This is a genomic window from Aquabacterium sp. T101 (genome assembly GCF_057219775.1).
In genome coordinates, this window is sequence record NZ_JBXVVZ010000001.1 from 1,364,003 (window position 1) to 1,386,081 (window position 22,079).

Annotated in this window: 24 protein-coding genes; 19 read left to right on the forward strand and 5 right to left on the reverse strand. The window is 72.3% G+C overall.

What is annotated here, in order from left to right:
* Nucleotides 1–86 precede the first annotated feature (86 nt).
* The gene (locus AC2EAQ_RS06485) at nucleotides 87–1,142 is read right to left on the reverse strand and encodes a glycosyltransferase (protein ID WP_484641007.1); all 1,056 of its coding nucleotides are present in this window, start codon (nucleotides 1,140–1,142) and stop codon (nucleotides 87–89) included.
* Between the two features lie 220 nt (nucleotides 1,143–1,362).
* Nucleotides 1,363–1,698: a flagellar hook-basal body complex protein FliE gene (gene fliE, locus AC2EAQ_RS06490; protein WP_484641008.1), complete on the reverse strand. Its 336-nt coding sequence runs from the start codon at nucleotides 1,696–1,698 to the stop codon at nucleotides 1,363–1,365.
* A 198-nt stretch (nucleotides 1,699–1,896) separates the two neighbouring features.
* Here fliE and fliF point away from each other — a divergent pair, with 198 nt between their 5' ends.
* The 14 genes from fliF to AC2EAQ_RS06560 all read left to right on the forward strand — a co-directional run bounded on the left by fliF (nucleotide 1,897) and on the right by AC2EAQ_RS06560 (nucleotide 13,939).
* A complete protein-coding gene (gene fliF / locus AC2EAQ_RS06495; RefSeq protein ID WP_484641009.1) occupies nucleotides 1,897–3,573 on the forward strand; it encodes a flagellar basal-body MS-ring/collar protein FliF in 1,677 nt (558 codons plus the stop codon).
* A gap of 49 nt (nucleotides 3,574–3,622) precedes the next feature.
* Complete coding sequence (gene fliG, locus AC2EAQ_RS06500) at nucleotides 3,623–4,618, forward strand: flagellar motor switch protein FliG (RefSeq protein ID WP_484641191.1); 996 nt, start codon at nucleotides 3,623–3,625, stop codon at nucleotides 4,616–4,618.
* Nucleotides 4,619–4,774: 156 nt separating this feature from the next.
* Nucleotides 4,775–5,455, forward strand: coding sequence for a FliH/SctL family protein (locus AC2EAQ_RS06505; RefSeq protein ID WP_484641010.1), 681 nt, complete (start codon nucleotides 4,775–4,777; stop codon nucleotides 5,453–5,455).
* A complete protein-coding gene (gene fliI / locus AC2EAQ_RS06510) occupies nucleotides 5,452–6,867 on the forward strand; it encodes a flagellar protein export ATPase FliI (protein ID WP_484641011.1) in 1,416 nt (471 codons plus the stop codon). Before AC2EAQ_RS06505 ends, fliI begins: the two co-directional genes overlap by 4 nt.
* Nucleotides 6,868–6,880: 13 nt before the next feature.
* A complete protein-coding gene (fliJ, locus tag AC2EAQ_RS06515; protein WP_484641012.1) occupies nucleotides 6,881–7,336 on the forward strand; it encodes a flagellar export protein FliJ in 456 nt (151 codons plus the stop codon).
* The gene (locus AC2EAQ_RS06520) at nucleotides 7,336–8,733 is read left to right on the forward strand and encodes a flagellar hook-length control protein FliK (protein ID WP_484641013.1); all 1,398 of its coding nucleotides are present in this window, start codon (nucleotides 7,336–7,338) and stop codon (nucleotides 8,731–8,733) included. The genes fliJ and AC2EAQ_RS06520 overlap by 1 nt, the downstream gene beginning before the upstream one ends.
* Nucleotides 8,734–8,884: 151 nt before the next feature.
* Nucleotides 8,885–9,532: a flagellar basal body-associated FliL family protein gene (locus AC2EAQ_RS06525; protein ID WP_484641014.1), complete on the forward strand. Its 648-nt coding sequence runs from the start codon at nucleotides 8,885–8,887 to the stop codon at nucleotides 9,530–9,532.
* Between the two features lie 19 nt (nucleotides 9,533–9,551).
* Nucleotides 9,552–10,556: a flagellar motor switch protein FliM gene (fliM, locus tag AC2EAQ_RS06530; protein WP_484641015.1), complete on the forward strand. Its 1,005-nt coding sequence runs from the start codon at nucleotides 9,552–9,554 to the stop codon at nucleotides 10,554–10,556.
* Entirely contained in the window at nucleotides 10,546–10,986 is a 441-nt protein-coding gene (fliN, locus tag AC2EAQ_RS06535; protein ID WP_484641016.1) for a flagellar motor switch protein FliN, read from the forward strand. The genes fliM and fliN overlap by 11 nt, the downstream gene beginning before the upstream one ends.
* Nucleotides 10,987–11,044: 58 nt before the next feature.
* The gene (locus tag AC2EAQ_RS06540; protein ID WP_484641017.1) at nucleotides 11,045–11,410 is read left to right on the forward strand and encodes a FliO/MopB family protein; all 366 of its coding nucleotides are present in this window, start codon (nucleotides 11,045–11,047) and stop codon (nucleotides 11,408–11,410) included.
* Nucleotides 11,400–12,170 (forward strand): flagellar type III secretion system pore protein FliP, encoded by a 771-nt coding sequence (gene fliP / locus AC2EAQ_RS06545; protein WP_484641018.1) that lies wholly within the window; start codon nucleotides 11,400–11,402, stop codon nucleotides 12,168–12,170. Before AC2EAQ_RS06540 ends, fliP begins: the two co-directional genes overlap by 11 nt.
* Nucleotides 12,171–12,195: 25 nt before the next feature.
* Nucleotides 12,196–12,465 carry a flagellar biosynthesis protein FliQ gene (gene fliQ / locus AC2EAQ_RS06550; protein ID WP_484641019.1) on the forward strand — a complete coding sequence of 90 codons (270 nt, stop codon included), beginning with the start codon at nucleotides 12,196–12,198 and terminating at the stop codon, nucleotides 12,463–12,465.
* On the forward strand, nucleotides 12,465–13,226 hold the full coding sequence (fliR, locus tag AC2EAQ_RS06555; protein WP_484641020.1) for a flagellar biosynthetic protein FliR: 762 nt from the start codon (nucleotides 12,465–12,467) through the stop codon (nucleotides 13,224–13,226). The genes fliQ and fliR overlap by 1 nt, the downstream gene beginning before the upstream one ends.
* A 35-nt stretch (nucleotides 13,227–13,261) precedes the next feature.
* Nucleotides 13,262–13,939, forward strand: coding sequence for an SOS response-associated peptidase family protein (locus tag AC2EAQ_RS06560; protein WP_484641021.1), 678 nt, complete (start codon nucleotides 13,262–13,264; stop codon nucleotides 13,937–13,939).
* A 16-nt stretch (nucleotides 13,940–13,955) separates the two neighbouring features.
* Here AC2EAQ_RS06560 and AC2EAQ_RS06565 read toward each other — a convergent pair whose 3' ends face one another.
* Nucleotides 13,956–15,536 (reverse strand): ABC transporter substrate-binding protein, encoded by a 1,581-nt coding sequence (locus AC2EAQ_RS06565; RefSeq protein WP_484641022.1) that lies wholly within the window; start codon nucleotides 15,534–15,536, stop codon nucleotides 13,956–13,958.
* A 66-nt stretch (nucleotides 15,537–15,602) separates the two neighbouring features.
* Nucleotides 15,603–15,806 carry a heavy-metal-associated domain-containing protein gene (locus AC2EAQ_RS06570; RefSeq protein ID WP_484641023.1) on the reverse strand — a complete coding sequence of 68 codons (204 nt, stop codon included), beginning with the start codon at nucleotides 15,804–15,806 and terminating at the stop codon, nucleotides 15,603–15,605.
* A 71-nt stretch (nucleotides 15,807–15,877) separates the two neighbouring features.
* Between AC2EAQ_RS06570 and AC2EAQ_RS06575 the strand changes: the two genes are divergently transcribed.
* Entirely contained in the window at nucleotides 15,878–18,259 is a 2,382-nt protein-coding gene (locus AC2EAQ_RS06575) for a heavy metal translocating P-type ATPase (RefSeq protein WP_484641024.1), read from the forward strand.
* On the forward strand, nucleotides 18,259–18,699 hold the full coding sequence (gene cueR / locus AC2EAQ_RS06580) for a Cu(I)-responsive transcriptional regulator (protein ID WP_484641025.1): 441 nt from the start codon (nucleotides 18,259–18,261) through the stop codon (nucleotides 18,697–18,699). Before AC2EAQ_RS06575 ends, cueR begins: the two co-directional genes overlap by 1 nt.
* Here the strand turns inward: cueR and AC2EAQ_RS06585 are convergent.
* Nucleotides 18,687–19,349 carry a c-type cytochrome gene (locus tag AC2EAQ_RS06585; protein ID WP_484641196.1) on the reverse strand — a complete coding sequence of 221 codons (663 nt, stop codon included), beginning with the start codon at nucleotides 19,347–19,349 and terminating at the stop codon, nucleotides 18,687–18,689. The genes cueR and AC2EAQ_RS06585 overlap by 13 nt on opposite strands.
* A 70-nt stretch (nucleotides 19,350–19,419) precedes the next feature.
* Here AC2EAQ_RS06585 and AC2EAQ_RS06590 point away from each other — a divergent pair, with 70 nt between their 5' ends.
* The 3 genes from AC2EAQ_RS06590 to AC2EAQ_RS06600 all read left to right on the forward strand — a co-directional run bounded on the left by AC2EAQ_RS06590 (nucleotide 19,420) and on the right by AC2EAQ_RS06600 (nucleotide 22,053).
* Nucleotides 19,420–20,274 carry an AAA family ATPase gene (locus AC2EAQ_RS06590; RefSeq protein ID WP_484641026.1) on the forward strand — a complete coding sequence of 285 codons (855 nt, stop codon included), beginning with the start codon at nucleotides 19,420–19,422 and terminating at the stop codon, nucleotides 20,272–20,274.
* Between the two features lie 103 nt (nucleotides 20,275–20,377).
* Nucleotides 20,378–20,968, forward strand: a complete 591-nt coding sequence (locus AC2EAQ_RS06595; protein ID WP_484641027.1) for a GNAT family N-acetyltransferase — start codon at nucleotides 20,378–20,380, stop codon at nucleotides 20,966–20,968.
* Nucleotides 20,965–22,053 (forward strand): hypothetical protein, encoded by a 1,089-nt coding sequence (locus AC2EAQ_RS06600; protein ID WP_484641028.1) that lies wholly within the window; start codon nucleotides 20,965–20,967, stop codon nucleotides 22,051–22,053. The genes AC2EAQ_RS06595 and AC2EAQ_RS06600 overlap by 4 nt, the downstream gene beginning before the upstream one ends.
* Nucleotides 22,054–22,079 lie beyond the last annotated feature (26 nt).

Below are 22,079 nucleotides of genomic sequence, written 5' to 3' on the forward strand. Positions count from 1 at the left end.
GCTAGGCAGCGCCGTGCGCGGCGATGGTGCGAACAGGGCGGGCCTTGCCGGCCAGTTCAGGCGGCCACGGCGGCCGGTGCGTCGATTCAGGCCGCCTCGGCGGCCCGGGTGCGCAGCGTGCGCGCCTCGGCGCTGCGGCCGGTGCCGTCCAGCAGCAGCGCCAGGTTGTGCGCGGCCAGGTGGCTGCCGCGGCCGGCGACCGCGCCTTCGAGCTCGGGCCGCTCGCCCAGGGCCAGGCAGCGGCGCCATGCCTGCTCGATCATTGGCAGCAGCTCGGCGGCATGCTGCGGACGGTCGGCCGCCATGTCCAGCAGCAGATCGCCGACGGCGAAGAAGTAGTCGGGCGACACCTCGTTGGCCGACAGCTCGTCGCCGGCCAGGGCCAGACCCTCGTCATGGCGCTTCAGGCGCTTGAGCGTGAACAGGCGCCGCGCGACGAGGTCGTGCCGCCAGGGTTCGTCGCCGCGGCACAGCGCCAGCGCGCGCGCGAAGCCCTGCTCGGCGCGCTCGTGGTCGTCGTACACCGCCGCGTCCTTGCCGAGCTGGTACCAGGCATAGGCATCGTCGGGCCGGTCGCGCAGCTCGGCTTCGAGCAGCGCCCGGTTGCGACCGCGCTTGCGCGCCAGCGCGTCGGCGCGGTAGCCGTCGTGCCCCACCACCACCGGCAGCGCGCGCAAAGGCAGCGCATGCTGGGGCTGCTCGTGCACCCGGCCGGCATAGCGCACGCGGCCCGGCAGCACGCGCGACAGCCGCCCGCGCGAGGCCTGCACCGCGCCGTCACCCGAAGCCGGGTCGTCGAAGTCCGACCGCACCTCCAGCGTGCCGACGAAGTCCGGCGCCTGCCCGCGCAGGGCCGCGATCGCCTGCGCGCCGTCGGCCAGCCACTCGTCCGCGTCCAGCACCACGTGCCAGTCCGCCGCCGCCGCGTCCAGCGCCGCATTGCGCGCCGCCGCGAAGTCGTCGCACCAGGCAAAGTGCGCCACATCCGCCCCCGCCGCCCGCGCGATCGCCACCGTGCCGTCCACCGACCCGGTGTCGAGCACCAGCATGCGGTCCACGAACGGCCGCACGCTCGCCAGCAGCCGCGAGATCCGCGCCGCCTCGTCGCGCGCGATGACCACCAGGGCGACGGAGTAGGTCACGACAGGTTCGGGTCCGACGCGATGCGCGTGCAAACGCCCCCCCGGGCCAATGCGTCGACGACCACGGCGGAACCGAATCGCGCCAGCGCATCACCCCAGCGAGCGCGCCCCCGCAAACGCCACGGGCCGGCTTGGCCGGCCCGTAGGCGTGCCCCCCTGGTCCACGAAGGGGACCCTGACGGGTCCCGGGGGAGCCGCGAAGCGGCAACGGGGGGGGGCCTCATACATTCATGTTCATGATGTCGGTATAGGCGCGCACCAGCTGGTTGCGCACCGTCAGCGCGGCCTGGAAGCCGATCTGCGCCTTCTGCATGGTGACCATCGTCTGCTCCAGGCTGACGTTCGGGTTGTCCATCTGCAGCTCGCGCTGCATTCGCTGCGATTCCATCTGCTGCGCGCTGACCGACTTGAGTGCCTGTGTCATCGCGCTGGCGAAGCTGCCTTCCACGGCGGCGGCCGCGCCGGTGCCGGCCGCGGGCCGGCCGTCGGTGCCGAGGCCGGCACGCGCCACGGCCTGCGCGAAGTCGAAGGGCTTGAGGGACCGGATCGGTTCCATGGTGTCCGTCCTGTGGTTGCGCTGTCGGGCGTGAAGCCCGTCACGTTCGGTTGGCCTGGGCCGCCGAGCTTGCCGCCACTGTAGGGCGCGACGCGGCGCCACGGAGCGTCGAACAGGCCAGCGTTTGGCCGACTGTTCTGGCTATAGATCGGCCCGCTCGCGCCGAACAATGGCCCCCGAAGCAGACCCCCCCAACCCATGGACAACGCCGTCGCCACCACCGCCCTTCCCAACGCCGCGCCCGCCGACGGCGCCGTGTCGCGCCTGGCCGCGATGCCCGCCGCCGCGAAGTTCAAGCTCGGCCTGGGCGTGGCCGGCCTCGTGGCCGTGCTGGCCGCCCTGTCGATGTGGAGCTCGCGCGGCGATTACAAGGTGCTGTACGCCAACCTGTCCGAGAAGGACGGCGGCGCAATCATCGCCCAGCTGTCGCAGATGAACATTCCCTACCGGCATGCGGACGGCGGCAACGCGATCCTGGTGCCGTCGGGCCAGGTCCACGACGCGCGCCTGAAGCTCGCGTCGGCCGGACTGCCCAAGGGCAGCGTGGTGGGCTTCGAACTGATGGACAGCGCCCGCTTCGGCCAGACCCAGTTCCAGGAGCGGCTCACGTTCCAGCGCGGCCTCGAAGGCGAGCTGACGCGCTCGATCCTCGCGCTCGGCGCGGTGCAGGCCGCGCGCGTGCACCTGGCGCTGCCGCAGAACAACGGCTTCTTCCGCGAGCAGCAGAAGCCCTCGGCGTCGGTGCTGGTGACCCTGCACCCGGGCCGCGCGCTCGACCGCACCCAGATCGCCGGCATCGTGCACCTGGTGTCGTCGTCGGTGCCCGAGCTCACGCCCAAGGCGGTGAGCGTGATCGACCAGAGCGGCTCGCTGCTGTCGGGCCCGTCCGAGGGCGCGTCGGGCCAGGGCCTGGACGCGCAGCAGTTGCAGTACGTGCAGCAGGTTGAGCAGAGCTATCACAAGCGCGTGGTCGACATCCTGGAGCCGATCGTCGGCCGCGACAACCTGCGCGCCACCATCGCCGCCGAGGTCGACTTCTCGCAGAGCGAGTCCACGTCCGAGCAGTTCCGGCCCAACCAGGGCAGCGAACCGGCCGCGGTGCGCAGCCAGCAGGTCAGCGAGTCCGGCGCGGGTGCGCAGGGCGTGCCCTCGGGCGTGCCGGGCGCGGCGTCGAACCAACCGCCGGTGCCGGCCACCGCGCCGGTCAACGGCGCCTCGGCCCCGCTGCAGGCCGGTGCCGGCGGCACGGCTGGCGGCAGCTCGCGCCGCGACGCGGTGACCAACTATGAACTCGACAAGACCGTGCGCGTGACGCGCAATTCCACCGGCAACGTCAAGCGCCTGAACGCGGCGGTGGTGGTGAACCATCGCGTCAACACCGCGCCCAACGGCAAGACCACCAGCACGCCGCTGTCGGCCGACGAGGTGGAGAAGCTCACGGCCCTGGTGCAGGAGGCGATCGGCTTCAACAAGGAGCGCGGCGACTCGGTCAAGCTGATCAACGCGCCGTTCAAGGTGGACGCGATGCCCAAGCCGGCCGACGTGCCGATCTGGCAGCAGGACTGGGTGATGGACCTGCTGCGCACCGCCGCCACGCCCACCGCGCTGGTGCTGGTGGCCCTGATGATCCTGTTCGGCCTGGTCAAGCCGGCGCTCAAGGCCGCGACCGAGGTGGCCGCGCCCACCGGTGCGGCCGCCGGCAGCAGCGTCAACGTGGTCGCCGACGAGCCGGTGGCCCTGCCCGGCGCCACGCCTCCGATGCTGGAGGCGCCCCGCAACGACGAGCGCCTGGCCGGTGCGCGCGCCATCGCCAAGGAGAACCCGGCGGCGGTAGCCAACATCGTGCGCGGCTGGGTCAAGGGAGAGGCGGCGTGAGTCGCCCCCACGCTCACTTCGCAAACCTGGGAGCTGACCGATGAGCGGCATGGACGACCAGGGCATCGAGGACGCCGCCATCCTGCTGATGTCGCTCGGCGAGGAGGAAGCCGGCGAGGTGTTCAAGCACCTCGAGCCCAAGGAAGTGCAGCGCCTGGGCGAGACCATCGCGCGCATGAAGGCGATCCCGCGCGAGAAGGTCGAGACCGTGCTCGACCGGTTCACGGCCGTGGCCGCCGAGCAGAGCATCCTGGTGGCCGACACCGACGAGTACGTCAAGAGCGTCCTCAAGCGCGCGCTCGGCGAGGACAAGGCCAACCTGCTGATCGACCGCATCCTGCAGGGCAGCGACGTGTCGGGCATCGAGAGCCTGAAGTGGATGGACCCGGGCTCGGTGGCCGAGCTGCTGCGCAACGAGCATCCGCAGATCGTCTCGGCGATCCTGGTGCACCTGGACCACGACCAGGCCAGCACGATCCTCAAGTGCTTCGGCGAACGCCAACGCAACGAGGTGCTGATCCGCATCGCCACGCTCGACGGCATCCAGCCGTCGGCGCTGAAGGACCTCAACGAGGTGCTGTCGCGCGTGCTGGCCGGCGGCGACCGGCTGCGCAAGGCGTCGCTGGGTGGCGTGAAGACGGCCGCCGAGATCATCAACCTGCTGGGCAGCTCGGTCGAGACCGCCGTGCTCGACTTCATCCGCGAGGCGGACAACGAGCTGGCGCAGAAGATCCAGGACAACATGTTCACCTTCGACGACCTGGACAAGCTCGACGACAAGGGCATCCAGGCGCTGATGAAGGAAGTGCAGAGCGAATCGCTGGTGGTCGCGCTCAAGGGCGCCACGCCGGAACTGCGCGAGAAGATCTTCCGCAACATGTCCACCCGCGCCGCCGAGACGCTGCGCGAGGACCTCGAGTCGCGCGGGCCGGTGCGCCTGTCCGAGGTGGAGGCCGAGCAGAAGGAGATGCTCAAGATCGTGCGGCGCCTGGCCGACGAAGGGCAGATCGTCCTCGGGGGCGGAGGGGACGATGAGTTCGTTTGACCCCCCCGTTGCCGCTTCGCGGCTCCCCCCCAGGGGGGCGACGCCGGCGGACCGGCGGAGCCGGATCCGCGGCGTCTGCTGGGTTGCGCTCACGGGCCGGCGGAGCCGGTCCCGTCTCGCTGGCTGGGCTTCGCCTGCGGCGCTGGTGGCTAGGTGATGGACAGCACAACGACCCATCCCTATTCGCGGTTCATTCCGCGCGAGGAGCTGGAGGGGTTCTCGGCGTGGAAGCCGGACGCCTTCGGCGACACCAAGGTGCGCGGCACCGGGGTGCCGACGCAGGCCGAGCAGGCGCAGCAGGGGGCGGACCATCAGGCCGCGCTGCAGGCGGCGCGGCAGGCCGGCTACCAGGACGGCTACCGCGACGGGCTGGTGGCACTGGAAAGCTTCAAGCAGAGCTTCGCGCAGCAGGTGACGTCGCAGATCGGGGCGCTGGTCGCTTCGTTCGACGCCGAGTTCGCCGCGCTGGAATCGCAGATCGCCGACACCGTCGCGCGCACCGCCACCGCGCTGGCGCGCCAGGTGGTGCGCAGCGAATTGGTGGCCAACCCGGCGCAGGTGGCGGCCGTGGCGGCGCAGGCGGTCGAAGCCGTGCTGCTGTCGGCGCGGCACATCCGTCTGCACGTGAATCCGCAGGACCTGTCGCTGGTGGCCGACGGCGCCGGCGAGGTGCTGGCGGCCCGTGGCGCGCGGCTGATCGCCGACCCGACGGTGTCGCGCGGCGGCTGCCGCGTCGAGTCCGACCTCGGCCGCATCGACGCCGGCATCGAGTCGCGCTGGGCCCAGGCCGCGGCCTCGCTCGGCCAGACCCTGCCGCTGGACGACCCCGCGCCATGACCGACGCCGCGCCGCGCCGCGAACCGCGCGCCCAGATCTGGTCGCGCTACCTGCACGACCTGCAGACCTTCGCCGAGACCCCGCTGCCTCTGGAGACCGAGGGCTCGCTGGTGCGCGTCACCGGGCTCGTGCTCGAAGCCGCCGGCGTGCGCGCGCCCGTGGGCGCCGTGTGCGAGGTGGCCACCGCGGGCCAGGAGCCGGTGCTGGCCGAGGTGGTGGGCTTCCATGGCGACCGCGCCTACCTGATGCCCACCGGCGAGGTGCACGGCCTGGCCTCGGGATCGCGCGTGCTGCCGCGTCCCGCGCCGCTGGCCCCGCCGCGCCTGGGCGCGGTGAACCACCTGTGGCGCCGGCGCGAGGACCGCGGCCTGCACCTGCCCGTGGGCGACGGCCTGCTCGGCCGCGTGGTGGACCCGCACGGCCAGCCGATGGACCGCCGCGGCCCGATCGCCGACGTGCACCCGGAGCCGATGCTGCGCCGCCCGATCAACGCGATGGACCGCGACCCGGTGCGCCAGCCGCTGGACACCGGCGTGCGCGCCATCAACGCCATGCTCACCGTGGGCCGCGGCCAGCGCATCGGCCTGTTCGCCGGCACCGGCGTGGGCAAGTCGGTGCTGCTGGGCATGATGGCGCGCTACACCGCGGCCGACGTGATCGTGGTCGGTCTGATCGGCGAGCGCGGCCGTGAAGTCAAGGAATTCATCGAGGACATCCTCGAGGCCGAGGGCCTGGCGCGCAGCGTCGTGGTGGCCGCGCCGGCCGACGCGCCGCCGCTGGTGCGCATGCAGGGCGCGCACTACGCCACGGCGATCGCCGAGCACTACCGCGACCGCGGCCTGCACGTGCTGCTGCTGATGGACTCGCTAACGCGCTATGCGATGGCGCAGCGCGAGATCGCGCTGGCCATCGGCGAGCCGCCGGCCACCAAGGGCTATCCGCCGAGCTGCTTCGCCAAGCTGCCGCAGCTGGTGGAACGCAGCGGCAACGGCCGCGAGGGCTGCGGCTCGATCACCGCGTTCTACACCGTGCTCAGCGAAGGCGACGACCAGCAGGACCCGATCGCCGACGCGGCGCGAGGCATCCTCGACGGCCACATCGTGCTCAGCCGCGAGCTGGCCGAGGCCGGCCACTATCCGGCCATCGACGTGGAGAAGTCGGTGTCGCGCGTGATGGCCAACGTGACCGGGCGTGAGCACCTGCAGCAGGCCCGCCGCGCGCGCGCCATGCTCGCCCGGCTGACCAAGGCGCGCGACCTGATCCAGCTCGGCGCCTACGCGCCCGGCCACGACGCCGACCTCGACGCCGCGATCCGCGCCCAGCCGCGCCTGCTGGCGCTGCTGCAGCAGGACATGCACGACCGCGCCACGCTCGACGCCAGCCGCGACCAGCTCGCCATGAGCATCGCCTGACTCCCCGCACCCCATGCAGACCCTGATCACCCTGCTCGAACAGGCCGAGTCGCAGCGCAACGTGGCCCTGGCCGCCTTCAACCAGGCCCGTGCACGGCGCGACAGCGCACGCGACCAGGCGCGCGACCTCGACACCTACCGCAGCGACTACCAGCACCGCTGGAGCCAGCAGTTCCGCAGCCGCGCGGCCGCGCCCGACATCGTGCGCTGCTACCAGCAGTTCGCCGAGCGGCTGGAACTGGCGATCGCGCAGCAGGCGCATGCGGTGGACGTGACCGAGCAGGCGCTGGCGCGCGCCGGCGACACGCTGGCCGCGCACGAGCTGCGCGTGGCCTCCGTGCGCAAGCTGATCGAGCGCCGCCAGCAGGAAGCCCGTCGCGGCGCCGAGCGCCGCGAGCAGATCGCCACCGACGAACTGGCCCAGCGCCACGCCGCGCGCCGAGCCACCCTGGAAGGAACCCCACCGTGATGAACGCCCTGGCCACCCCGACCGCGCTGCCCGGCGCCACCCCGATGCCTGTGCCCCAGGGCAGCGCCGGCTGCGGCCGCGAAGGCGCCGACGAACCGTTCTCGCGCTGCCTCGACCGCGCGGTGGACCGCGACCCTGCGGCGCCGCCCGCCCCGGGCGCGCGCGCATCCGGCGAGCCCGTCCGAGCCCGAGGGCGCGACGAGAGCGTGGCACGCCGCGACGACGCCGCTGCGGCACCCGGCGGCGGCCGTGCCGATGACGACGCCACCGAGGCCGCAACCGCCCCCGACACGGCCGAGACGACCGAAGCGACCGACGCGCAGCGGGGCTCCCGCGCGCGCGGACCGCGGCGCGTGGGCCACGGCGACCCGCGCGCCGACGCCGGGCGGCCCCTCAAGGACGCCGCACCCGCCTTGTCGCCGCCGAACGCGAAAGCCGTGGCTGAAGCCGACGCAACCGCCGCCGCGAAGCCGGCCGACGAGGCCGAGCCCCGCGGCATCGACACCCTGCTGCCTGGCTGGCCGGCCCTGCCGCGCGACACGGCGGTCGCGGTGGCCCCCGCCACCGCGGCCACCGGCGCCGGGGTCCCGGACGCCGCGGCGCGTGCCGGCGACGCCGCCCTCGCCACCGACGCGCCGACGCCAACCGACACCGCGCCGGACGTGGTGGGCACCTTCGTACCGCCCGACGCCGACCTGCGCGCCGCCGCGCGCCGCGCGGTCGCGGCGGGCACGGCCGCCCTGGCGGCGCCGGACGCCGGCGCAACGCCCAGCAAGCCGGGTGCGGCGCCGTCGGCGGAATTCGCGCAGGCCCTGCAGGCCGCGGCCGACCCCGCCGCCGGCCGCACGGCGGGCGCCGCACGCCCGCCCACCGAGATGCCGGCCCTGCCGGCCTGGACCGCCGCCGCCGCGCAACCCGCGGTGCCGGTGGCGGCCGCCAGCGAGCCCACGCGCACCGCGCAGACCCACGTGGCCGCCCCGCTGGACAGCGCGGCGTTCGCGCCGGCCCTGGCCACGCAGGTGCGCTGGCTGGTCCGCGAAGGCGTGCAGGAGGCGCGCCTGAGCCTGAACCCGGCCGAGATGGGCCCGGTGAACGTGCAGATCGTGATCGACGGGCGCGACGCGCGCATCGACTTCCGCGCCGACATGGCCGCCACGCGGCAGGCCCTGGAAGCCAGCCTGCCGGTGCTGGCGGCCGCGCTCGACGACAGCGGGCTGCGCCTGGCCGGCGGCGGCGTGCACGACGGCGCCGGCCCGCGCCAGGGCCAGGCCGGCACGCACCCGGACGCGCCGCTGCGCGCCCGCGGCGCCGGCGACGAGCGCCAGCCCGCTGCCCTGCCCGCGGCCACCGCACGCCCGGGCGGCCGCGAACGCGGCCTGGTGGACCTGGTGGCCTGACGCGCCGCCGCGCCCGGCGGTGCGAGCAGCAAGGCAAACACCGGCCTTATCGGGGGTTCCAAACGGGGCCCGTTCCACAGAATCGATGCCAGGAAACCTTGCGGTGCGCGGCCTTCCGGCGCGCGCGCCGCACTGACTCAGGAGTCTTTGCATGGCCGCCGCAGCCGCCTCGAAAGCCGAAGCCGACAGCCCCGAAGCCGCCGCGGCTGCGCCGTCGCGCGGCAAGAAGAAGCTCATCGTCATCATCGCGGCGGTGGTGCTGCTGCTGGCCGCCGGCGGCGGTGGCGCCGCCTGGTACCTGATGAAGAAGAAGGCCGCCGAGGCGGCTGCCGCCGCGGCCGAGGCCGAGGAAGGCGGCGAGGGCGAAGGCGCGGCCGCCAAGCGCGGCGCGGACGAGCCCAAGGTGCCCAAGGCCGACCTGAAGCACGCACCGACCTTCGTGCCGCTGGACCCGTTCACCGTGAACCTGGCCGACCGCGACGCCGAGCGCTATGCGCAGGTGGGCATGACGCTGGAACTCATCGACGCCAAGGCCGGCGACCTGCTCAAGGCCTACATGCCGGCGATCCGCAACAACATCCTGCTCGTGCTGGCCAGCAAGACCGCCGGCGAGCTGATGGAGCACGAGGGCAAGGTGCGACTGGCCACCGAGGTGCGCGCGGCCGCGCTGAAGCCGCTGGGCTACGAGGCCACGCCGCCGTTGCCGCACCCGCCCGAGGGCGGCAAGAAGGACGCGAAGGACGGCTACGACGAGCCGCCGATCCGCGCCGTGCACTTCTCCAACTTCATCATCCAGTGACCCGGAACACGGCAAGGCGATGAATCAGCAGATTCTTTCGCAGGACGAAGTCGACGCACTCCTGCAGGGCATCACCGGCGAGAGCCAGAAGCTCGAGCAGGAGGAAGAGCCGCAGGGTGGCATCCGCAACTACGACCTGGCCAGCCAGGAGCGCATCGTCCGTGGGCGCATGCCCACGATGGAGATCATCAACGAGCGCTTCGCGCGCAACATCCGCATCGGGCTGTTCAACTTCATCCGCAAGAGCCCGGAAGTCTCCATCGGCGGCATCAAGGTGCAGAAGTACAGCGCCTTCCTGCGCGAGATCGTGGTGCCGACCAACTTCAACATCGTCAGCGTCAAGCCGCTGCGCGGCTCGGGCCTGATCGTGTGCGACCCGAACGTGGTGTTCGCGGTGATCGACGCGCTGTTCGGCGGCGCCGGCAAGTACCACACCCGCATCGAGGGCCGCGACTTCAGCCCCACCGAGCAGCGCGTGATCCTGCGCCTGGTGGAGACGATCTGCGCCGAATTCAAGAAGGCCTGGCACGGCATCTACCCGCTGGAGCTGACCTACCAGCGCTCGGAGATGCAGCCGCAGTTCGCCAACATCGCCTCGCCCAGCGAGATCGTCGTGGCCACCAGCTTCACGCTGGAGATCGGCGAGACCTCGGGCGCGGTGCACTTCTGCATCCCCTACTCCACGCTGGAGCCGATCCGCGACGTGCTCTACAGCACGATCCAGGGCGACTCCGCCGAGCCCGACCGGCGCTGGATCAACCTGCTGCAGACGCAGATCCAGTCCGCCGAGGTGGACCTGGTGGCCGAGCTGGCGTCGACGCAGGCCACGGTGGAGCAGCTGCTCGCCTTCAAGCCGGGCGACTTCGTCGAGCTCGACCTGCAGCCCGCGATCCAGGCCAAGGTGGACGGCGTGCCGGTGTTCGACTGCACCTACGGCATGGCCAACAACCGCTACGCGATCAAGATCGACCGACTGATTTCCAGCTCCAACCAGGGCTGGCTGGGAGAATCGAATGTCAGCTGAAAACACCGCCGCCCCCGCCGACGACGCCCAGGACGCGATGGCGGCCGAATGGGCGGCCGCGCTGGCCGAGAGCAAGCCCGCCGCGCCCGCGACCGAGGTGGAGCAGGTGGCCCCCGCGCAGTTCGCCAACTTCGCGCAGGCCACGCCCGGGCTCACCGGGTCCGGCAACGACATCAGCATGATCCTGGACATCCCGGTGCAGCTGACCGTGGAGCTGGGCCGCACGCGCATCCCCATCAAGCACATCCTGCAGCTCGCGCAGGGCTCGGTGGTGGAACTGGAAACCCTGGCCGGCGAGCCGATGGACGTGCTCGTCAACGGCTTCCTCATCGCCCAGGGCGAGGTGGTGGTCGTCAACGACAAGTTCGGCATCCGCCTGACCGACATCGTCACGCCGAGCGAGCGCATGCGCCGCCTGTCCAAGACATGAGCGCGCCGGGCCGCTCCCCAGCGCTCATCCCGCAGCGCCCGGCGCGGAGGGTGGTCCGATGACCGCTTCGTCGCTGTTCACGTCGCTGCTGTGGTTCGCCGCCGTCGTGGCCGCGATCCCGGCCGCGCTGTGGCTGCTCAAGCGCACGCCGGCCGGCGGCGGCGCCTCCAACGGGCTGATGCGCACGGTGGCGGTGCTGCCGCTGTCGCCCGCGCAGCGGCTGGTGACGGTGGAAGTCGGCCGCGGCGAAGCACGGCGCTGGCTGGTGCTGGGCGTGACCGGTCAGCAGATCACGACACTGCACGAGATGGCCCCGCAGGACAGCGAGCCGGCACCGGGCGCACCCGGCGCCGGTGCGCCGTTCGCCCAGCTGCTGGGGCGGCTGCAGTCGCGCCGCACGACGGACGGGCCCGATGCGCACTGACCGCCGCCTGCGCTGGGGGCGCGCCTTCGCCCTGTCGGTGATTTCGGCCGTTCCTGCACTGGCTTTAGCCCAGACGCAGGGCGCGGGGCCGACGCTGCCGCTGATGGTGGGCCAGGGGCCCGGCGGCACCAGCTACTCGGTGCCGATCCAGACCCTGCTGTTCTTCACCGCGCTGTCGTTCCTGCCCGCGCTGCTGCTGCTGATGACCGGCTTCACCCGCATCGTCATCGTGCTGTCACTGCTGCGCCAGGCGCTGGGCACCCAGGCCGCGCCACCCAACCAGGTGATCATCGGCCTGAGCCTGTTCCTCACGTTCTTCGTGATGAGCCCGACCTTCGACAAGGTCTACGAGCAGGCCTGGAAGCCGTTCTCCGAGAACCGCATCGCCGCCGAGGAGGCGTTTCGCCGCGGCGAGGCGCCGATGCGCGAGTTCATGCTCAAGCAGACGCGCCAGGCCGACGTGATGCTGTTCGCGCGCCTGGCCAAGCTGCCGCCCGACACCCAGGGCGACGCGGTACCGCTGAAGGTGCTGGTGCCGGCCTTCGTGACGAGCGAGCTCAAGAGCGCGTTCCAGATCGGCTTCATGATCTTCATCCCGTTCCTGATCATCGACATGGTGGTGGCCAGCGTGCTGATGTCGCTGGGCATGATGATGCTGAGCCCCGTGCTGGTGGCCCTGCCCTTCAAGCTGATGCTGTTCGTGCTGGCCGACGGCTGGAACCTGCTGCTCGGCTCGCTGGCCGCGTCCTTCGCCACCTGAACCCGATCCACCGACCGAGTCCCCCATGAATGCCTCTTCCGTCTTCGGCGCCGGCCAGCAGGGCCTGATGATGCTGCTCACCGTCAGCGCCCCGGTGCTGCTGGCCGTGCTGGTGGTGGGCCTGGTGGTCAGCGTGTTCCAGGCCGCCACGCAGATCAACGAGGCCACGCTGTCCTTCGTGCCCAAGATCGTCGCCGCGGTGGTGGTGCTGGCCGTGGCCGGCCCGTGGATGATGACCACGCTGGTCGAGTACCTGCAGCGCGTGCTGCAGGCCATTCCGCAAGCCGTCGGCTGATGCTGACCTTCACCGAGGCACAGCTGCTGGGTTGGCTGAGCCCGGTGCTGTGGCCGTTCGTGCGCGTGCTGGCGCTGTTCTCGGCGCTGCCGGTGCTGGGCCAGCGCACGGTGCCGGTGCGGGTGCGCGTCGCGCTGTCGATGCTGATCGTCGTGGCCGCGCAGGGCTCGCTGCCGCCGATGCCGGTGGTACCGCTGGACTCGCCGGCCGCCTTCGCGCTGATCGTTCAGAACCTGCTGATCGGCATCACGCTGGGCTTCGCGGTGCGCATCGTGTTCGCCGCGGTGGAGTTCGCCGGCGAGCTGATCGGGCTGCAGATGGGCCTGAACTACGCCGGCCTGTTCGACCCGGCCACCGGCTCGCAGGGCACGGCGACCAGCCGCTTCTTCGGCACCACGGTGGCCTTCCTGTTCATCGCCGCCAATGCCCACCTGCTGGTGGTGGCGGCGGTGGTGCAGAGCTTCCATGCCTTCCCGGTGGGCGAGGCGCCGTTCGCCTTCCTGCGCGCGATGCAGCCGCAGGCCTGGGGCGCGGAGATCTTCGGCATGGGCCTGTGGATCGCGCTGCCGATGGTGGGCATGCTGCTGTTCGTCAACCTGGTGCTGGGCATCGTGGCGCGCGTCGCGCCGCAGATGAACGTGTTCGCGATCGGCTTTCCGGTCACGCTGGGCGTGGGCCTGCTGGGCATCCTGCTGACGCTGCCGATGATGGAAGCGCCGTTCACGATGGCGCTGGAGCGCATGCTCACCAAGTTCCAGTAGCGGGGCCGCCGGCACGCGCTGGCTACCATCGCGCCGTGAGCAATGTGTACGGCCCGCCCGAACCGGCGGACATCTTCGCCCGCCTGCGCATGGCGCCCGGCGAGGCGCCGCTGGAGCGCTGGAAGCCGGGCCTCGGGCCCTGGGGCCGCGGCCCCTTCGTGCGCCCGCGCGTGCCCGGCGAGCCGGCCGCCGGATGGCAGCTGGTGGTGGGCCAGTTCGCGCTGATCGGCGACCAGGACACGAAGCCGGACAACCGGCCGCGCATGACCAACAACGCGCGCTCGGAGGAACTGGAGGCCAAGCGCACCTTCCGCGGCCCGTGGGCGCGCGGCCAGCGCTGCCTGGTGCCGGTGGCCTGGTACGACGAGCCCAACTACGAGGCCGGCCCCAAGTGCGTGTGGTGGCGCATCCGCCGCGCCGCCGCCGCGGCGCCGGACGCGCCGGGCCGGATCGTGATGCTCGCCGGCCTGTACAACGACTGGGTCGACCGTGCCACCGGCGAGGTGCACCCGAGCTACACGATGCTCACGGTCAACGCCGACCACCATGCGCTGCTCGCGCGCATGCACAAGCCCGGCGACGAGAAGCGGGCCGTGGTGCCCCTGCCCGACGCCTGCTGGGACGACTGGCTGCACGGCCCGGTGGGCTCGGCGCGGGCGCTGCTGGTGCTGCCCCCGCCCGACTGGTACGACGCCGCGCCGCGGCCGCGGTAGGCCCCGGCGCGCCGGCTCACTTGCCGATCGTCACCCACTCCCACACGAAGTAGTTGTCCGGCCGATGCACGGCCGTGACGTTGCTGCGCGCGGCCCAGGGGATCACCTGGCGATGCAGCGGGATCGTGTGCACCTGCTCCTTCCACTCGGTCAGCGCGGCCATGATCAGCTCGCGGCGCTTGGCCGGGTCGGTCTCGACGCTGGAGCGGGCGGCGAGGTCGTCGAACTTGGCGTTGGTGCTGCGGCCGTAGTTGTAGCTGCCGATGCCGCCGGCGCCGAGGTTGCGCATCACCGGCGTGAGCGTGGTCTCCGCGTCGGTGACCGAGCCGCCCCAGCCGAGCATGTACATGCTGGCGTCGAACTTCTCGAGCTTGGGGAAGTAGGTCACGCGCGGCTGGGCCACCACCTTGACCTTGACGCCGATCTTGTCCCACATCGCGGCCAGCGCGACGCAGATCTCCTCGTCCTGGATGTAGCGGTTGTTCGGGCAGTCGAGCTGCACCTCGAAGCCGTTGGGATAGCCGGCCTCGGCCATCAGCTTGCGCGCGGCGGCCAGGTCGAAGGGCAGGCGCGCCTCGATCTTCGGGTCGTTGAAGTAGGCCTTGGGCGAGGGCGTGTTGCCGCCGGTCGGGAAGCTCTGGCCGCTCATCAGCTTGGTCTTCATCGTCTCGATGTCCACCGCGTGATACAGCGCCTTGCGCACCCGCACGTCCTTGAACGGGTTCTTGCCCTTGACGTTGCTGTAGAGCAGTTCGTCGCGGAACTGGTCCATGCCGATGAAGACGACGCGGTTCTCCGGGCCGTCGATCACCTTCACCCCGGGGGTGTTGCGCAGCTTGGCCACGTCGCGCGGCGGCGGGTCGAGGATGAAGTCGAGTTCGCCGGAGATCAGCGCGGCGCTGCGCGTGGCGTCGTTGCCGATCGGCGTGAACACCACCTCCTGCACGTTGCCCTCGATCGGCTTCCAGTAGTTGGGGTTGCGCTTCCAGGTCGTGCGGATGCCGGGCTGGCGGCTCACCAGCATGAAGGGGCCGGTGCCGTTGGCATTGAGCGCGGTGTGCGTCTCTTCCTTGTTCTTGAAGTCCTGCGGCTTGGCGGCCTTGTTCTTCTCGCTCCACTCCTTGTCCATGATGAACAGGGGCTGGATGTGCTCCATGAAGATCGGGTTCGCCTTGGGCAGGTCGAACTCGACCGTGAAGTCGTCGATCTTCTTCGGCGTGCCCACGGCGTTGGCGTACACGGCGATCTGCGACGTGGGCTGCTGCGCGCGGATGATCGAGAACACCACGTCGTCGGCGTTGAAGGCGCTGCCGTCGTGGAACTTGACGCCCTGGCGCAGCTTGAAGCGCCACTTCAGCGGCGACACCTGCTCCCACGACGTGGCCAGGCCGGGCACGAAGTTGAGCTGCTTGTCGCGGTGCACGAGGTACTCGTAGACCTGCTGGTTCACCGAATTGGTGAACGACTCGTTCTGCGAGTGCGGGTCCATCGTCTGCGGGTCGCCCTGGCTGGCGAAGCGCAGGGTCTGGGCCGAGGCGGCGGTGGCCAGCGCGCCGACAAGGGCGGCGGCCAGGGCGTGGCGGGCGAAACGTTGCATGGGGAAGACTCCTGTCGGAACCGAGGCCGGCAGTGTAGGCAGGGCCCCTGCCGCGCCCGCGTGGGGTTAACGCGATGCGGCGGCGGGGTATCCCTGCTCGGCCAGGGCCTTTACCAGCAAGTCCCGCGCCACCCCGGTGTCGATCACCGCGGTGTGGGTGGCCAGGTCGGTGCGCACGCTGGCCTTCGGGTCCAGCCGCTGCACGGTCTGGGTGACGGTGCGCACGCAATGGCCGCAGGTCATGTCGGGCAGGGTCAGCTCGATGCTCATGAAGGCTCCTTGGGAAATCGCAATGCCTGCACTCTAGACCTTGACATGATGGCAAGGTCTAGAGTGGGTGCATGACGAATCTGACCCGGATCAACCTCCCCATCGAGGGCATGACCTGCGCGTCCTGCGTCGGCCGCGTCGAGCGCGCGCTGGCGGCCGTGCCCGGCGTGGCCTCGGCCAGCGTCAACCTCGCCACCGAGCGCGCCCAGCTGGAGCTGGCCGGCGGTGCGCCGGCGCTGGCCGCGGCCGAGGCGGCCGTGCTGGCCGCCGGCTACGCGGTGCGCCGCGACACCACCGACCTGGTCGTCGACGGCATGACCTGCGCCTCCTGCGTCGGCCGCGTCGAGCGCGCGCTGCGCGCGGTGCCCGGCGTGCTCGAGGCCGAGGTCAACCTGGCCACGTCGCGCGCCCGGGTGGTGCACCTGGGCACCGCCACCGGGCCCCTGCTCGCCGCCGTGCACGACGCCGGCTACGAAGCCCGTGCGGCCGCCGACACGCCGCCCGCCGGCCCGCGGACGGACCCGGACCCGGGCTGGCGCGTCGTGCTGGCGCTGCTGCTGTCCGCGCCGCTGGCGCTGCCGATGGTCGGCGACCTGCTCGGGCGCCACTGGATGCTGCCCGCGGCGTGGCAGTTCGCGCTGGCCGCGCCGGTGCAGTTCTGGCTCGGCGCGCGCTTCTACCGCGCCGGCTGGAAGGCGCTCAAGGCGCGCAGTGCCAACATGGACCTGCTGGTCGCGCTCGGCACCAGCGCCGCGTTCGGCCTGAGCCTGGCCCTGTGGTGGCGCGACCCGCAGGGCATGCCGCACCTGTACTTCGAGAGCGCGGCCGTCGTCGTGTCGCTGGTGCTGCTGGGCAAGTGGCTCGAGGCCCGCGCCCGGCGCCGCACCCTGGCCGCGCTGGAGGCCCTGCGCGCGCTGGCGCCACCCACGGCCACGGTGCGCCGCCACGGCGTCCTGGTCAGCGTGCCGGTCGAGTCGCTGGTCATCGGCGACGAGGTGGTGGTGCGACCGGGCGAGCGCGTGCCCACCGACGGCACGCTGATCGAGGGCCGCAGCCACTTCGACGAGTCGCTGCTCACGGGCGAGAGCCTGCCGGTGGCGCGAGAGACCGGCGACCGGGTCACCGGTGGCGCCATCAACGCCGAGGGCCTGGTGGTGCTGCGCGTGACCGCCGTGGGCACCGAGACGATGCTCGCGCGCATCGTGCGCATGGTCGAGGACGCCCAGGCGCGCAAGCCGGCGATCCAGAAGACGGTGGACCGCGTGGCCGAGGTGTTCGTGCCGGCGGTGATGGCGGTGGCTGCGCTCACCCTGGTCGGCTGGGGCCTGGCCGCCGGCGACTGGGAGGCGGCGCTGGTGCACGCGGTGTCGGTGCTGGTGATCGCGTGCCCGTGCGCACTCGGGCTGGCCACGCCGACCGCCCTGATGGTGGGCACCGGCCTCGCCGCCCAGCGCGGCATCCTGGTGCGCGACGCCCAGGCGCTGGAGACCCTGCGCCAGGTGCGGGTGGTGGCCTTCGACAAGACCGGCACGCTCACCCTCGGCCGTCCGCGACTGGTGGGGCTGGCCACGGCGCCCGGCGACGACGAGGCCGGCGCGCTGGCCGACGCGGCCGCGTTGCAGGGCGGCAGCGAGCACCCGCTGGCGCGGGCGGTCGTCGAGGCGGCGGCGGCCCGCGCCCTGGCAGCGCCGGTGGCCGAAGGGCTGATGGCGGTGGCCGGGCGCGGCATCGAGGGCCGGGTTGGCGGCCGCGCGCTGCGCCTGGGCAGCACGCGCTGGCTCGGCGAGCAGGGTCTGGTGCCTGACGCCACCCTGGAGGCCGCCGCGCAGCACGCGCGCGCCGAGGGCCACAGCGTGTCCTGGCTGTTCGACGAAGGCGGCGTGCGCGCGATGCTCGCCTTCGGCGACACGCTGCGGCCCGAAGCGGCGCAGGCGGTGGCGGCGCTGCACGCCCAGGGCGTGCGCTGCGTGCTGGTCAGCGGCGACCACCGTGCGGCGGCGGACGCGGTGGCGCGGCAGCTCGGCATCGACGAGGTTCACGCCGAAGTGCTGCCCGGCGACAAGGCCCGGGTGGTGGCCGCGCTGCGCGAGGGCCTGCCCGCCGGGGCCCGCGTGGCCATGGTCGGCGACGGCATCAACGACGCGCCCGCGCTGGCTGCGGCCGACGTCGGCGTGGCCCTGGCCACCGGCACCGACGTGGCCATGGCCTCGGCTGGCCTGACGCTGATGCGCGGCGACCTGCGTCTGGTGCCCGAGGCGCTGGCGCTGTCGCGCGCCGTGGCGCGCAAGATCGGCCAGAACCTGTTCTGGGCCTTCGCCTACAACGTGGTCGGCATCCCGGCCGCGGCGCTGGGCGGCCTGACACCGGTGATCGCCGGCGCGGCGATGGCCCTGTCGTCGGTCAGCGTGGTCGGCAACGCGCTGCTGCTGCGGCGCTGGAGGATGCCAACGTGATGAACATCAGCGCGGCCTCGCGCGCCAGCGGCGTGTCGGCCAAGATGATCCGCCACTACGAGTCGCTGGGCCTGCTGCCGGGCGCACCGCGCACGGCCTCGGGCTACCGCCAGTACGACGCGACCGCGGTGCACCTGCTGCGCTTCGTGCGCCGCGCACGCGACCTGGGATTCGACACGCGGGAGATCGCCGGCCTGCTGGCGCTGTGGCGCAACAAGCGCCGCTCGAGCGCGCAGGTCAAGCAGATCGCCGCGGCGCACGTGCAGGCGCTGCAGCAGCGCATCGAGCAACTGCAGGCCATGCAGCGCACGCTGCAGCACCTGGCGCACCGTTGTCACGGCGACGAGCGGCCGGACTGCCCGATCCTGGACGACCTGGCCGGCGACGCGGCCCCGCAGCACACGCCCGCCGCGGCGGGCGGCCGCGATCAGCGGAAGTAGCTCTGCTTGACGATGCGCAGGTCGCCCGGCAGCGTGGACAGGTACTCCGACATCGCACGCAGTTCGGCGTTGGTGAACTGCTTCACCTGGCCGGCCATGATGGCGTTGCTGCGGCCGACATTGGCATTGCCTTCGGTCTTGTAGGCCTTCAGCGCCACGTACAGGTAGTCGGCATGCTGGCCGGCGATCTTGGGGTAGCTGCCGTCGATCGGCTTGTTGAAGTTGGCGCCGTGGCAGGACGCGCAGGCGCCCTTCTCGAACAGCTTGGCCACGTCGGTCCGGGCCGCGGGCGCCTGCTCGGGCACCGGGGCGCGCGTGCCGCCATGCTGCTCGTAGTAGGCCGACAGGTCGGCGATGTCCTGGTCGGACAGCGACACGGCGATGCCGCGCATCGTGGGATGCTTGCGCTCGCCCTTCTTGTAGGCATTGAGCGAGGCGGCGATGTACTTGGCGCCCTGGCCCGAGATCATCGGCACCTTGTGCACCTCGGGGAAGGTGGCCTGGTAGCCGACGATGCCGTGGCAGCCGATGCACATCTGGGCCTTCTGCTCGCCGGCGGCGACCGAACCGGCCCCGGCGGGCTTGGCGTCCTGCGCCTGGGCGAGGAAGGACAGGCTGGCGAGAAGGACGGTGGAGACGAGCGCGCGCATCATGAGGTGTGGGGTGGGGCCGGTCGAAACAGCGGCGGATTATAGGGGCCTGCCCTCCTATACTGGCCCGATGAAGTTCCAAGGCTCCGACGGCTACGTCGCCACCCCCGACCTCATGCTGGCCGTCAATGCGGCCATCACCCTGAAACGCCCGCTGCTGGTCAAGGGCGAGCCCGGCACCGGCAAGACCATGCTCGCCGAGCAGGTGGCCGAGTCGCTCGGCATGCCGCTGCTGCAGTGGCACGTGAAGAGCACCACCAAGGCGCAGCAGGGCCTGTACGAGTACGACGCCGTCAGCCGCCTGCGCGACAGCCAGCTCGCCGACGCCGCCAGCTCCGAGAAGGTGCGCGACATCCGCAACTACATCGTACGCGGCGTGCTGTGGCAGGCCTTCACCGCCGAGCAGCCGGTGGCGCTGCTGATCGACGAGGTGGACAAGGCCGACATCGAGTTCCCGAACGACCTGCTGCGCGAGCTCGACCGCATGGAGTTCTACGTCTACGAGACGCGCGAGCTGGTCCGGGCGAAGCACCGGCCGCTGGTGTTCATCACCAGCAACAACGAGAAGGAACTGCCCGACGCGTTCCTTCGCCGCTGCTTCTTCCACTACATCAAGTTCCCGGACGCCGACACGATGCGCGCCATCGTCGACGTGCACTTCCCCGGCCTGAAGAAGGAGCTGCTCGGCGCCGCGCTGAAGAGCTTCTACGAGATCCGCAACCTGCCGGGGCTGAAGAAGAAGCCGTCCACGTCCGAGCTGCTGGACTGGCTCAAGCTGCTGGTGGCCGAGGACATCCCGCTCGAGGCGCTGCAGAGCAAGGACGACAAGGTCGCGATCCCGCCGCTGGTGGGGGCGCTGCTCAAGAACGAGCAGGACGTGACGCTGTTCGAGAAGCTGGTGTTCATGCAGCGGAACAATCGATGAGCCCCCACGCTCCCTCGCGGTCGCTGCCCCCCGGGGGGGCTTCGGCGGCGGACCGGCTGAGCCGGATCCGCGCCGACGGCTTGGTTTGGCGGCGGAGGTCGTCGTGAGCTGGCCGGCGGCGGTGGTGCTGACGGGGGCGCAGGCGCGGCTGGAGCCGTTGGCGGCGTCCCACGAGGCGGGGCTGTGCGACGCGGTGCGCGATGGGGAGCTGTGGAAGCTCTGGTACACCGCGGTGCCGCCGCCCGAGCGCATGGGCGCGGAGATCGAGCGGCGGCTCGGGCTGCAGGCGCGCGGGTCGATGCTGCCGTTCACGGTGTTCGACGCGGCCGGGCGCATCGTCGGCATGACCACCTACATGAACATCGACGCGGTGAACCGGCGCGTGGAGATCGGCAGCACCTGGACCGCCGCGAGCGCGCAGCGCACCGCGCTGAACACCCAGTGCAAGCGGCTGCTGCTCGGGCATGCGTTCGACACGCTGGACTGCATCGCGGTGGAGTTCCGCACGCACCGCCTGAACACGCAGAGCCGGCGCGCCATCGAGCGCCTGGGTGCGCAGCTCGACGGCATCCTGCGCAGCCACCAGCGCACCGCCGACGGCGCGCTGCGCGACACCGCCGTCTACAGCATCACGGCCGCCGAGTGGCCCACGGTGCGCTCGCACCTGGACTGGCAGCTCGCCCGACCCCGATGAGCGCGCCCCTGCCGGACCGCACCCGCCTGGCCCGGGCCGTTCCGGGGGCCCGCACCGCCCTGGCTGCGCTGCTGTGCGCCCTGGCACCGGCCGCGCTGGCCGCGTCGGCAGCGGTCAGCCAGGCGGCAGCGCTGGGCGACTCCGACCCCATCACCGCGCTGGTGATCCTGGAGAAGGCCCACAACGAGGGCGACGTCGAGGCCAGCGCCGCGCTGGCGCGCACGCTGTTCTTCGCCGCGCCGCCGCGCCAGAACCGCGAGCGCGCCTGCGACATCGCGCGCAAGCTGGCCGAGGCCAACGACCGCCAGGGCTGGTCGCTCACCGCGTCGTGCCTGCTGGCCGGCACCGTCAAGTCACCCGCGCCGCTGGAGGCCGCCCGCGCGGCCGCGCGGCGCGCCGTGGCCCAGGGCCTGGCCAGCGGCGGCACCGCGCTGTTCACCGCCTTTGCCGCCGACCCGCAGTTCTCCACGCTGGGCGCCGACGGCCAGCCCGACCCGGCACGCCGCGCCGCGCTGGCCACCGTGCCGGCCGATCAGCGCAGCGTGCAGGCCGAGGCCTGGACCGGCCTGAGCTTCGCCCTCGAAGGCGGCGAGCCGATGGCCACCGCGTTCGGCATCGCCGCGCTGGCCGAGACCTCGGCGCCCGGCAACCTGGCGCTGCTGGTCGGCCTGGCCGACCGCGTGCCGGCCACGGCGTCGCGCTTCGGGCCGCTGGTGGACGCCGCGCGCTACTTCCAGCGCCTGGGCGGCACCCATGCGTCGGTGCGCGTGGCCGACGCCGCCCGGCCCGCGGCCCTGGCGGCCGCCCGCGCCGGTGCTGCGCGCGACCTGCTGCCGCCGTGCCAGGAGATGGAACTCGTGCGCACCGAACCCGGCGCGGTGTCGGCCGACGCGAGCTACCTGCCGGTGGCCCTGGGCCCGCTGAAGTCGGCCTACCTGGTGTCGGGCCGGTGGGACGAGCGCTGGGTGTACGACCACTGCGGCACCCCGGTGGCAGTGCAGATGGCCTTCGTGGCCGACGGCTGGGGCGGCGCCCGGTTCGAGGCCACGCCGATGCCGCGGTCCTTGGTGCGCAAGGCCCCCTAGGCAGCGTCCCGGCGCCCGTTTGGCCG